The following is a 12,512-nucleotide window of genomic DNA, read 5'->3' on the forward strand; positions in this document are numbered from 1 at the left end:
TTCGCAATAACCACCGTTTTAGCCGTTCCGTTTTTATAGCTTAATTCCATTCCAACAGCTTCCTCAAATACCCTAATTCTCCGGTTACCGTTATTTATATATATAATTAAGTATTATTTTTATTTTGACGACAGGTGGTTTACAGCCACTTCCATTACCCGATCTACAAAAGTATCGGGAGCATTTTCCATCTGTGTTACTTCAGCATCGGTCGGAGGTGCTACATAGATGTCTGGTTTTATCCCGATACCTTCTATCATTTCACCATTAGCATCTTTTACAGCAGAAAAAGGCATATAAAAATAAAACCAATTATCGGCGATATTACCAACGACTCCACCATTAAAATCTGCGGGATTGGAGGTAACACCGGCTGTTGCACCATAAGTATAATCTCCGATAGAAACAACATGATTCCCCTGACTTTTGAGCAATAACACCGTTATTTCCGACATGCTGGCACTATAATTATCCGTCAAAATAGCAATAGGGATGTTAGACGGAATACCGCCTAATTTATGAGGTTTTGTTTTTTGTGGAATCCAGGGAGTATAATCAAATCGTCCATTTCCTTCTTTTGTTCTTTCATAAGACCATATAGTACTTTTTGTGACCAAACGTTCTATAAAAAATTGTAAATCTTTTACAGCTCCACCACCATTACTTCTTAAATCAAGAATCAGCTTTTTAATCGTTCCTTTATGCAATGGATTCAGAAGATTCTGATAGAAAGGAGCCCGCTCAATAACAGCCATAGCGGCTGTTTCAAAATCATTCATATTGCGTTCATTTCCAATATACTGTTCCATTTCACTTATAAACCAATCCATATAAGGCTTACTTTCAGGAGTCAGAACAGTGGCATAGGTCTCCTCCTCATAATAAACCGGCAGCTCATCATATTTTATCAATGCGGATCGTGCTGCCTCCAACAAATCGTCAGATACGATTTCCGTCGCCATAAACTGTCTGCACAGGGTTCTGAAAACATTTAGCTCCGGAGCTATTGTAAAAGCCTCCCACTTACTTTGTATAGCACGAGTAAGCTCTTTTACATTTTCTCTAACTGTAAGATCTGTGATTCTTCCCAGCAAAGGGTTATTTTCAATGTTACGAGTTCGTAATCCCAATTCATTCGGATTGCTATCGTTTAAAAATTTAGAGCTTAGAAATTTTGTCAGGTCGCTTAAATACAGTGAAAACGAATCATAGGTCAAATAATAGATATCCGGATTTTTTTTTACACTTCCCATCAGGTAAGTAATAGAAAGATCACTCTTTTTTACCCCCGGTATCAGCGTATATTTCTGACATATGGTATCATTTCCTAAATATTTTTTTATATATCCAAGCTTCGATGAAAACATATAACTATTTGCGTGTTGTTCTTTCATACCTCCCTGAAATCTAAAAATACCATACTGATAACGATTTAAAGGTATCTTTATCTTTACAAAAAAATGCCTGTCAAAAATTGGATTTATAATATCGACAAAATAGTGTATGGCTTTAACTTTGTCAGTATCGATTTCATTTTTATCGTCTGTACTTCTGCCAAAAGTTTTTAAAGCTGAAAATTTCGGATAATATTCATTGTAAATAGCGTCCCAATCCTTGCCATCCTTTCTTTTTTGCTCATAAAAACAACTGTAACGCTGATCCATAACGGTCCAGAATACTTTGAAAAGATCTGCATAAGATTTAACATCATCCTTAGTATACTGTTCCGGTGCGCTAATTGGATATTTATCATCCAGTTCACAAGCGTTAAAAATCAGTATCGCTAGTAGTACTCCTAAAACAAAAGCTGTTTTTTTATATAATTTTAGATACATAATCCATCTTAATTAAATTGATAAGAAGTTCCGGCGGCAATCATATAAGATTGAATTGTTTTTTGCCTATTTTTATTCGTGTTAGCTATACTGATATCAGACAATCCATACTGATAATTACAGGTCCCATAAAATGTCCACTTTTTAAAAGAATATCCCAGACTTAACTCCCCTTGCAAACCATAACCAAACCGATTTAGCATATTTTCATTTTTTTTAAAATCATACGTCTCCGAAACTTTTTTATATCTATTTTCTGTTAGCGCGATATACTGTCCTTTCCGTTGCAAACGCATCAGGTACTCGATATAGGTACCACCGGCTATTTTAAGCCATAAACCCTGGCTTATATCAGCGGAGCCCAATACCGTAACGCCTACCAGAAAAGGTATCGAAAGGAAATCGTTATAATATTTTGTATACCATCCGAGTCGGCTACCTGTTCGCCTGAACGTGTAGTTTTTTTGCAGGAACGATACTGCTGTTTTCAGAAAAATCGGTTTCCGTATCGTATATTCTCCCGTAAGACTAGCACCAAAACCATAGTCTCCGCTATATTTCGATTCCACTAAGTTAGACAGGTTGGCATTGAGGTTACTATAAGTATATCCCATATCGAATCCTACCTTAAATTTACTTTGCGCCTGCAATGCTATACTTGAAAGAAAGAAGTAAAAACAAAAAAAATAAACTACTTTTTTTACCATAATTAACCGAATATAAAACCTTTAATAATCCTAAAAGTTATTATAATATGAGAAGCATCTATTATTTTCAGCATTCTTTGTCTATGCAAATTCCTTATTAGTCTAATTTACTTACACAATATCATTTGATCACAAACTATAAAAAAGCCGATCCTGCTACAGACCGGCTCCAAAACGAACTAATTATTCCTGTAATAGTTTATGAAAAAAGATTGTATTGATACGATTTCAGCGGTATTGATGCTTTCGTTTTAGCCCGGTATTCATTTTCCGGATGCTTTTATACACCACACTTTGAACGGCCTTACGCTTTTCTTCGTACCAACACACATTAGTATTTTACTTACATTAGGAGGAAATTAAAGGAAATATCACGGGGCAAAAGCAGTCCAAATAATTTTAAAAAAAGCTGCCCGATCGGAAACATTACGATAACAATGGTGCTGGTGTTCTAAATCGGAAGTCGATATAAACGTGATGCGCAAACATCAGAAATTCGTTATTTTTCACCGAATGTTTTTTGAGATACCGGAGTGTTTTGGAAGTCTGGTTGGCCACGGCACCGGGTGTCATGTACATTTCGGAAGCGATCTCTTTATAACTGCGCTCCTCGAATTTGAATAATGTAAATATTGTACGTCTTTTTCGGGAATCTGACGTAGCAACTGTTCGATCTGTTCAAAACGGGAGTCGAGTACCTCATCCGATTCGTAGGTAATATCCATTTCGGAAATAATCCGTTTTTTTCGGTTGTCAAAATCCGATTCTGTTTTTGATACCATTTGGAGATTTCCTGCTTGGAGCTTTTAAACAATACCGATTCCAAGGCAAACTTCGGATTGAGTTTGTTCCGGTAATTCCATAAATAGATAAAGACATTTTGGGTCGCATCTTTGGCATCGGCAAGCTGTTTGATATATTTCTTTACAAAGCAATACACTTTAAAGGCATACAGATCATAAATTTCCCGGAAACAAGATTCGCCATCTTCGCGTAACCTTATAATCAAATCAGCACGCATATTGCCCATAATTATAGGTAAGTATGCGTAGAAAAACAACACAAACTATCATCAATAATTGGAGCCGTCGGATATTTAAAGATTTATTAATCTTAAAAAAAGGTCGGCAATAAAGCCGACCTTTTACTAGGACAAATCTTCTACCGTAGCGCCCGGTGCATTATTTTTTACCGAAGTAATTCCGGTTTCACGAGCCGATTCGGATTGATACATTTGACTGGTTCCGATAATTTCACCATTACCCGCTTTCAGGTTAAAATACAGCCTCCCGTCTTTCGCCGTTTCTCTTGCATAACGGGCATCCAATTGTGAGTTTTCGCGTACCGATTTGATCCCATTCAAACAACCTGCTTTAGCAGTATAACCTTCGCTGGTAAGGATTACCAGTCCGTTGTTTGCTCTCAGATTAAACTGAAACTCATTGTTTGTTCTTCTTGTAATTACAAATGTTCCCATTGTTCTAATTTTATAGTAATAATTGACTACAATAGTATCGCAGCATTTTCTATAAAAATTACGGGTTATAGTAAAAACACTTCTTATAAGCTGAAAAATTTCATACCTCTAAAACGACTTATAGCATCAATCCGCGCCATATCTTTTTTGAAACAAGTCAATGTCGAACCGATTCGTATACCGGAAGTTTGTCTGCGCGTCAAACACTATTTTCAAAACGAACGACTTGGGCAGCTGTCAGCACTCCGTGTCAAGGCATTCTGGCAATAATACCGGGAAACATTCTGATTTTTATAGTACCTTCGCTTTATCATATCCGAATGTATGTCGAAAGCAACCCTTACCCGAATGTCTATACTCGAAAAATCTTTCGAACTGATCTACCGAAAAGGTTATCAGTCGACTAGTATCGACGATATCATCGCGACCACTCAGGTTACCAAGGGTGCTTTTTACTACCACTTTAAAAATAAGGACGAAATGGCTTTGGCATTGATCAACGATTATATGCGCCCGAATATGTATCAGGTAATGCTTCGCCCATTGGAACAAGCTGAAAAACCATTGGAAACCTTTTACGATATGATGCGGAACTTATTACACGACACCGATTTTTTTGATGTACGCTATGGTTGTCCGGCGATTAACCTGATTGAAGAAATGGCACCGCTAAATGAAAAATTCCGGGAAGCACTTTCCGTTTTGATGACCGACTGGAAATTGGGCATTGCCGACTGTATCCGATACGAACAACAGCAAAAAACCATTAACCCGGACATCGATCCGCAGCAAATTGCGTTGTTTTTAATTTCCGGTTATGGCGGTATCCGTAATATCGGAAAACTAGAAGGCACTCAAAGCTACGAAAGCTATCTCGTCACTTTACAAAAATACCTTCAGTTTCTGAAGCCTTCATTTTCAGTATCGTCCGGCAATTAATCCTTTTTTGCTGTTTTCAGATCGATCAGAAATGGTTTTAGGCGGATTCCGTCTTTATTCCTAAAATTTACCGTAGCCGTTGACTGATAGTGATTCCCCGGTTGTAATTCGGTTTCAAAACGAAACGAACGTCCATCATCCGAAAAACCGATTACTTTCGAAATCCGCAATACATGGCTTTCTCCAAGCGGACCGAAATCGAATCCCCGGAATTTTTTATCCATTTCTTCCGAAAATGTCAACGTTACCGTAAGCGGGCCGGATGGTACTACCCCATTTTCCCCAACAGCTTCCGATAGTTTCATGTCGATCACCGTCGGTCGTATTCTTTCATAATCCGCTTTAAGCTGTGCGAGTGTTCCGGAAAAGAAACCGGTACTGTTTACCAAAGCATCAACTTGCTCCGGATTACTATAATCCAGTTCAATAAGCGTTTTGATGGCCTGTTTTTTATCTGTTGCCTGATCGTAATATTTTTCGCAAATCGCATAACCGATATAATAGCCCAGATCCCTTTCTTTTAATTCATTCTGATTGGTTCCCCAAAGCCAGTTGTAGGTCGTTTCGATATGCTGCATATCCCTTACGAATAAAGCCTTAACCCGGTCTTCATTCTTTTTTCCAAACGCAATCGCCGGTGTATAAGACGGTTTTCCGGTAACTTTAGTCGAAATAAATTCAGCCACCCCTTCGTACAAACAATAATACAATAGGTTATCGACCATTTCTTTTTGCTGCGTATGTACATATTCGTGCGTACATAACAATCCGATATCATCTATCGGGTTGAGGTCTTTATAATACGAATGCAGGTATTTCGGAAGTGCATCGGTATTTACATTCCGGTCCGACAATGCCATTTCACTTCCAATAAGTACTTTTCCATTTGAAATCGTTCCGTTTGTTCGGAAAACACCTACCGTAAAATAAATCGGAGCCGGTTGTAATTCCGGATAAGCCTTTTTTAATCGGGCAATATTTTTTTGGATTTCCGGACTTACCTTTTTGACCGAAAGTGTATTTTTTCGGATCGTTTTCCAGAAATCCGGATACTTTTTAATAGCGTCGATATACTCTTTTGCCGTATAACGTCTGCGTTGCCGTATCGCTTCGAGTCCTTCCGTACCGCTGTCGAAATACAACTTTTGTAACAATTCATACTGACCTACACTATCGGGTGTTGCGACAATCGCATCATAGGCTTCCCAGAAATGATCAATATCAGACGAAATGATTTCTGTTTTTAGTTTTTGTCCGTATGATACGGATAACGATAGCAAACCCAAACAAATAATAACGTTCTTTTTCATGGTAAGTAATTAATCATTAAAGATAGTCGGCTTGTTTTTATTGACCTATAAATAACGTATTTTCTTTCATTTTAATATCTGATTAAAAAAACATACTAATTAGTATGTTTTTTTAGTTATCTTTGAAACATAAACTTTAAAAAGCATGTACTCCGTACTTCTACCACTTCATTCTGTAATCCGTTGGTTGGTGTTGATCAGTCTTCTTATTACAATCGGGAAATCCCTTTTGGGTTATTATAAACATTCCGTTTTTTCGAAAACCGACAACCGTTTACGGCATTGGACCGCTACTTTTTCCCATATACAACTCCTGATCGGGATGCTGCTTTATACACAAAGTCCGTTTGTAAGCTATTTTTATGACACCTATAAATCGGGAAATCTGAATACAGAAGCATTATTTTTTGGTGTTATTCATATTATACTGATGTTTATCGCGATCCTATTTATTTCGATCGGATCGTCTAAAGCCAAACGAATAGCCTCCGACAAAGAAAAACACAAAACGATACTGATCTGGTTTGTTTTGGGATTAGTACTGATATTTCTGGCAATCCCATGGCCATTTTCTCCATTGGCAGTACGACCTTTATTACGTCCGTTATAAATCCTACTTTATTGAGATGAAAGCTTCTAAACTGGTTGTAACCGGCATGCTCACTTTTTCCATAACCATCGTTTATTTTGGACTGCGAAATACCGGGAGCATTGAAAACAATTATACCTTTCCCGGCAAATTATCCGACCTGAAATTATTCAAGGGTCCATTAAAAGAGCGTATTCCCGATGATAACGTCCGGCTATTGGAACTTTCCAGCACACTCTATACCGATCATGCCGACAAGCAACGCCTACTAAAATTACCACCGGGAACAAAATTAAAAATCATAGATGACGGATTGCCACAATTCCCGGAAGGAAGCCTGTTAGCCAAAACTTTTTATTATCCGAATCAACCTATCGAAACCCGGATACTCTACCTGAAAAACGGAAAATGGAATGCCGCAACCTATCAATGGAATGTCACACAAACAGAAGCGTTACTGCTAACCAACGGTGCCACGGTGCAAATAAAGCAGAACAACAAACCGGATATCAACTACCATATTCCAACTGCAACGGAATGCATCAGTTGTCATCGTAGTAACGGTACACTGCAACCGATTGGTCCGAAAATCCGGAATCTAAACAGAATGATCATACGAAACAACAAAAGTGTTTCTCAACTGACCGATTTACAACAGCAACAATTACTACACGCCACTTCCTTAAAAGAAATAACCACCTTTCCCGATTATAATGATCCTGAACAAACACTGACATTACGTGCCAGAGCGTATATGGAACTAAACTGCGCCCATTGTCATCAAGCGGGCGGTATGGCTGGTTATACCAATTTACTGCTGTCTTATGAAATACCTTTTGGAAAAACCGGCCTTGCCCGGCAGCAACCCAATATTATTTTCCGAATGGAAACTTCCGGTGCTTTACATATGCCCAAACTGGGCACCACCACAACCGATCCGGTAGGTCTCGCATTGATTAAAGCCTATATCAAGAGTCTTGATCGCAGCTAAACAGGCATAAAAAAGCCGGCATATAGCCGGCTTCGTCTCCTTTAAAAGGAATTATTTTTTAGACCATTCCAAGATAGAGTCTTTATTCATTTTCACATAGTCAGCGTTGTTTGCTTTTTCTGCACTTGCCTGTGATAATTTAGCGGTTTCGATCGCTCCTTTTTTATCTCCTAATTTTGCCTGAATCAATGATTTCAGACGTAAATACCAGAACGGAGCTTCTTTTTCCATTGCAACGGCTTTGTTCACCCACTCCAATGCTTTGTTCATATCGCCACCTGACTGGTAGTAATATTGAGCAGATGAAAAATAATCATTACCGGTAGGTCCCGCTAAAGCACCTTCGATGCTCTTCATCGCGATTTTTTGTGTTGGTACTGTAAATTTAACGGCTACCAATGTTTTTTCCCATGAAATTTCAAGACTTCCGTTATCGTTATCTATATTATTAACTGCAATGGTAAACGTTTCTACTTTTCTCCCTAATGTCTCCGGTTTAACCGTAGTACGCAACGCTACTTTCGAATCATCCCATTTTTCAGGAGTTCCCCAGTTGTTTGTATCGGTATAGAAAATCACATCCCATGAATCTGCTTTAGGCAACGTATAAAGGGCATATTTTCCTTTTTTCAGTGTTTTTCCGTCAATTACAACATCATCTCCGAAAGAAATGGTCGTATTGGCATTAGCACCGGTTCTCCATACTTTTCCGTAAGGAACCAATTCACCAAAAACGGCTCTTCCTTTAGAACTCGGGCGGGAATAATCCAATTCAACCTGTGTTAGTCCTACAACCTGTTCCAATTCTGCTTTAGGACTGGCCTGTGGCGTTTTTACCTGAGCCTGAATCGCTAGAGTAGCCATAAAAAAAGCTGCAGTAATAATAATTCTCTTCATAACTATTTTGTTTATTTGCGAACGAATTTACTAAAAAAACACACTTTAAATGTTAATTTTAATTTAAAAGAAAAAACCATCCAACAGGTATCGGTCCGAAACGCAAACATTTGTAATTTTGTTTTATATGAGGCTATATACCCTACATACCCGCCAAAAGCTACCGGTTTCACTAAAGGAAGCCTGGGCTTTTTTTTCGGATCCGTCGAATCTCAATACGATCACACCCGAAAACATGAAATTCCAAACCCTTTCGGGCGACGACCGGAAGATGTTTTCCGGACAAATCATTCACTACAAAATCAGTCCGTTTCGCGGTATTCAGCTGCAATGGATAACGGAAATTACCCATGTGGAACCGACTGCTTTTTTTGTAGACGAACAACGATTTGGTCCGTATAAATTCTGGCATCACAAACATTTTTTCAGGGAAATCGACGGTGGCATCGAAATGAAAGATCTTATCCATTATCAGGTTCCTTTCGGTTGTATCGGAAATCTGTTCCACCCATTACTCGCCCGACCAAAACTTAAGGCCATTTTCGACTACCGAAAAAACAAACTGGAACAATTATTCGGCCGTTATCCCGGCTAAACAACTGTACATTTTATATGCAAAATACGATCTCTATTTTTTGGTTTCGAAGAGACCTTCGGCTAACCGATAATACGGCACTATTTCACGCTCTTAACAGCGAACTTCCGGTGCTGCCCATTTTTATTTTCGACACCAGTATCCTTTCTCAGTTACCCACTAATGATGCGCGGGTTGGGTTTATCCATAACCTACTCGTTCAGATGCAACAGCAGCTTTCGAAATCGGGGAAATCTCTGGCTGTTTTTCATGGTGATCCTGTCAGCATTTTTCAAAAACTGATCCACGAAAATAAAATTGCTACCGTTTACACCAATCACGATTACGAACCATCGGCTCGCAAACGGGACACTGCGGTTTATAACCTGTTAAAAGAAAACGGCATTGTTTTTAAAACAGCAAAAGATCAGGTTATTTTTGAAAAAAGTGAAGTTGTAAAAGACGACGGTACGCCCTATGTGGTCTATACACCTTATTCTAAAAAATGGAAAGAACATTTCTATAAAACAACTGTTCATCATTATCCATCGGAAACCGTTCTGGAAAATATAGTAGCGCACGATTATCCTTTTTTAAGTTTGTCTGATATCGGATTTGAATCCTCCAAAATCACGGTTCCCACTTTTGACGTTTCGGAAAAGTTAGTCGAAAACTACGAAGACACGCGCAACTTTCCGGCTATTCCCGGTACTTCTTTACTAGGACCGCACCTACGCTTCGGATCGGTGAGCATCCGACAAATGGTGCTTTTAGCGGCTGGTTTCCAAAATCAAACCTTTTTAAACGAACTGATCTGGCGGGAGTTTTTTATGCAGATCTTATGGCATTTCCCACATACCGTTCATCGTAGTTTTAAAGAAAAATACGATGCTATTCAATGGGAGAACAACGAAGACTTATTCCGGAAATGGTGTAAAGGTCAGACCGGCTATCCGTTTGTCGACGCCGGAATGCGCGAACTGAACACTACCGGACATATGCACAACAGAGTCCGCATGATTGTAGCCAGTTTTCTCTGCAAACATCTTTTAATCGACTGGCGTTGGGGCGAAACCTATTTTGCTCAGAAATTACTTGACTACGAACAGTCCAGCAATGTTGGTAACTGGCAATGGGCCGCCGGATCGGGTGTGGATGCTGCACCGTATTTTCGAATATTTAACCCGACCGAACAAATCAAAAAGTTCGACAAAGATCTTAGCTATATCAAAAAATGGATCCCGGAGCTTGGAACCGAAGCTTATCCGCTACCTATCGTCGATCATAAAACGGCACGTGAAAAATGCCTGACAACTTATAAAAAAGCCGTGGAATAATCCACGGCTCCTATACTATTAGCGTTGTTTAATTTGGGAAATGATCTGATAATTGATCGCATCGAAATGTGCGATTTCATGATCGGCTTCCGACAAATCCTGTAGTTTGGAATTGATACTGTTATATGCCAGACAAAATATGCCCGCCGCTTTCGAAGCTTTGATACCATTAGTACTATCTTCGATCACAATACAATGTTCGATTGGAGCCACCGACAAAGACGCTGCATGCAGAAAAATAGCCGGATGCGGTTTGGATTGCGGAAAATCTTCGCCACTAACCGTATGGGTAAAATACGGATGCAATTCAAAACGGTTAAACACTTTTTCGATTGTTCCTTTGGAAGCCGATGAAGCCAGAATGAGTTGCATACCATTTCCATGAAGATCAACGATCAACTTTCGAACCCCGTCAATCAGTTCCAAATCTTCTTTGGTATCGAAAGCATCGTTAAAAAGGAAACGTTTCCGCAGGATTAATTCTTCCACATCGTGTTGCAGCGTAAAACTTTCTTTTAATTTCTGAAACACATTTCGGGTTGAATTCCCGGTAAAAGAAGCATACATTTCTTCCGAAACATCAATTCCCAATTCGGAAAAGTGTTTATAATAAGCATATTTATGAACGGGTTCTGTGTCGACAATCACGCCGTCCATATCAAAAATTACGGTCTTAACCATGGTGTGTTGTTATTTTTTACAAAAGTACGCTTTATTCCAGTATCCCATTGTCGCCACAAAAAAGATATTTTCGATTAAACTTTTTCGGTTATCTTTAGTCTAAATCATAAAAACAGTCAGTTTGCAGGACGAAGCGCTTTTTATCCGTCAGTTACTCGATCCGAAAACGCAAAACGAAGCGTTTCGACGGTTATTGACCGAATACCAACGGCCATTGTACCGTCATATCCGAAATATAGTACTGGATCATGACGATACCGACGACGTACTGCAAAATACCTTTATCAAGATTTTTAATAACCTAAAACACTTTAAAGGAGAAAGCAAACTGTTTTCCTGGATGTATCGTATTGCAACCAACGAAGCGATCACCTTTATCAACCAACGCGCCCGGAAAGCGGGAATCAGCAACGAAGAATTGCAATCGAAAGCCGTGGGTAAACTGGAAGCCGATGTGAATTACGACGGTGATGAAATTCAGTTAAAACTGCAAAAAGCCGTCGCCACCTTACCGGAAAAGCAACAGTTGGTTTTTAAGATGAAATATTTTGAAGAGCTGAAATACGAAGAAATATCGGAGATCCTCGGAACTTCGGTTGGCGCCTTAAAAGCCTCGTATCATCATGCGGTAAAAAAAATTGAAGAATATTTGAATTCCGTTTAAACCTTTAGATTGGAAATTTGTCAAATAAATAACAAGAATAGGAAATAACGCTATTAAAATTCACAAATAGTGTTAGCGAAGAACGAAAAATGAGAATAATGAAAAAGTTTAATTTAGAAAACGATCCGAAAATTACCTCCGGTTTTACCACTCCGGATCAGTATTTCGAGCAAATGGAAGCCCGTATTATGGACCGACTGTCGGCACCGGAAACGAAAGTAATTCCGTTATGGCATCGTAGTAGTGTATGGATGTCGAGCATCGCGGCCACACTTTTACTGGCCGGCGGATTGACGATCTATTACAACAACCAGCCCATTCCGGCAACTTCTTTAGACGATGCTACGGTGGAAACCTATTTGCAGGCGAATGTGAATTCGTATGATCTTATCCAGCATTTGGATGAAAGCGACATTCAGGCGTTGGAAAAATCGATCGTTTTAAACAATGATGCGGTTGAAGCGTATCTGTCCGATCACAACAATTTAGACCTTTATTTAAATGAATAATG

The 12,512-nt window shown here is 39.0% G+C and carries 15 protein-coding genes; 7 read left to right on the plus strand and 8 right to left on the minus strand.

Translation table 11 applies throughout. From position 1 onward, the window contains the following. Window positions 1–119: 119 nt before the first annotated feature. From E6C50_RS16880 to E6C50_RS16895, 5 genes are all read right to left on the minus strand, one after another. Window positions 120–1,835, minus strand: a complete 1,716-nt coding sequence (locus E6C50_RS16880; RefSeq protein ID WP_136404423.1) for a S41 family peptidase — start codon at window positions 1,833–1,835, stop codon at window positions 120–122. A gap of 8 nt (window positions 1,836–1,843) precedes the next feature. Next, entirely contained in the window at window positions 1,844–2,542 is a 699-nt protein-coding gene (locus tag E6C50_RS16885) for an outer membrane beta-barrel protein (protein WP_136404424.1), read from the minus strand. Window positions 2,543–2,968: 426 nt separating this feature from the next. Beyond that, window positions 2,969–3,121: a hypothetical protein gene (locus tag E6C50_RS17995; protein WP_230979030.1), complete on the minus strand. Its 153-nt coding sequence runs from the start codon at window positions 3,119–3,121 to the stop codon at window positions 2,969–2,971. A gap of 16 nt (window positions 3,122–3,137) precedes the next feature. Further along, window positions 3,138–3,563 (minus strand): RNA polymerase sigma factor, encoded by a 426-nt coding sequence (locus E6C50_RS16890; RefSeq protein WP_230979031.1) that lies wholly within the window; start codon window positions 3,561–3,563, stop codon window positions 3,138–3,140. A gap of 126 nt (window positions 3,564–3,689) precedes the next feature. Continuing rightward, entirely contained in the window at window positions 3,690–4,019 is a 330-nt protein-coding gene (locus tag E6C50_RS16895; RefSeq protein ID WP_136404425.1) for a YegP family protein, read from the minus strand. Between the two features lie 324 nt (window positions 4,020–4,343). Between E6C50_RS16895 and E6C50_RS16900 the strand changes: the two genes are divergently transcribed. Next, window positions 4,344–4,958: a TetR/AcrR family transcriptional regulator gene (locus E6C50_RS16900; RefSeq protein ID WP_136404426.1), complete on the plus strand. Its 615-nt coding sequence runs from the start codon at window positions 4,344–4,346 to the stop codon at window positions 4,956–4,958. On the opposite strand, the gene E6C50_RS16905 is transcribed toward E6C50_RS16900, so the two are convergent. Further along, window positions 4,955–6,268, minus strand: coding sequence for a DUF2268 domain-containing putative Zn-dependent protease (locus E6C50_RS16905; RefSeq protein ID WP_136404427.1), 1,314 nt, complete (start codon window positions 6,266–6,268; stop codon window positions 4,955–4,957). The genes E6C50_RS16900 and E6C50_RS16905 overlap by 4 nt on opposite strands. Window positions 6,269–6,413: 145 nt before the next feature. On the opposite strand from E6C50_RS16905, the gene E6C50_RS16910 reads away from it, so the two are divergent. Beyond that, window positions 6,414–6,878, plus strand: a complete 465-nt coding sequence (locus E6C50_RS16910; protein ID WP_136404428.1) for a hypothetical protein — start codon at window positions 6,414–6,416, stop codon at window positions 6,876–6,878. A gap of 16 nt (window positions 6,879–6,894) precedes the next feature. Further along, complete coding sequence (locus E6C50_RS16915) at window positions 6,895–7,848, plus strand: hypothetical protein (protein ID WP_136404429.1); 954 nt, start codon at window positions 6,895–6,897, stop codon at window positions 7,846–7,848. Between the two features lie 51 nt (window positions 7,849–7,899). Here the strand turns inward: E6C50_RS16915 and E6C50_RS16920 are convergent, their stop codons facing one another. After that, window positions 7,900–8,745: a DUF2911 domain-containing protein gene (locus E6C50_RS16920; protein WP_136404430.1), complete on the minus strand. Its 846-nt coding sequence runs from the start codon at window positions 8,743–8,745 to the stop codon at window positions 7,900–7,902. Between the two features lie 127 nt (window positions 8,746–8,872). On the opposite strand from E6C50_RS16920, the gene E6C50_RS16925 reads away from it, so the two are divergent. Further along, complete coding sequence (locus E6C50_RS16925) at window positions 8,873–9,340, plus strand: SRPBCC family protein (protein WP_136404431.1); 468 nt, start codon at window positions 8,873–8,875, stop codon at window positions 9,338–9,340. 17 nt (window positions 9,341–9,357) lie between these two features. Next, window positions 9,358–10,656 (plus strand): cryptochrome/photolyase family protein, encoded by a 1,299-nt coding sequence (locus E6C50_RS16930; protein ID WP_168732846.1) that lies wholly within the window; start codon window positions 9,358–9,360, stop codon window positions 10,654–10,656. Between the two features lie 18 nt (window positions 10,657–10,674). Here E6C50_RS16930 and E6C50_RS16935 read toward each other — a convergent pair whose 3' ends face one another. Continuing rightward, complete coding sequence (locus E6C50_RS16935) at window positions 10,675–11,337, minus strand: HAD family hydrolase (RefSeq protein WP_136404432.1); 663 nt, start codon at window positions 11,335–11,337, stop codon at window positions 10,675–10,677. A gap of 121 nt (window positions 11,338–11,458) precedes the next feature. On the opposite strand from E6C50_RS16935, the gene E6C50_RS16940 reads away from it, so the two are divergent. Together E6C50_RS16940 and E6C50_RS16945 are read left to right on the plus strand one after the other, a co-directional pair. Next, complete coding sequence (locus tag E6C50_RS16940; protein ID WP_136404433.1) at window positions 11,459–12,001, plus strand: RNA polymerase sigma factor; 543 nt, start codon at window positions 11,459–11,461, stop codon at window positions 11,999–12,001. Between the two features lie 98 nt (window positions 12,002–12,099). After that, entirely contained in the window at window positions 12,100–12,510 is a 411-nt protein-coding gene (locus tag E6C50_RS16945; protein WP_136404434.1) for a hypothetical protein, read from the plus strand. Window positions 12,511–12,512: the final 2 nt, after the last annotated feature.

The organism is Flavobacterium supellecticarium, assembly GCF_004801375.1.
Lineage (GTDB): Bacteria > Bacteroidota > Bacteroidia > Flavobacteriales > Flavobacteriaceae > Flavobacterium > Flavobacterium supellecticarium.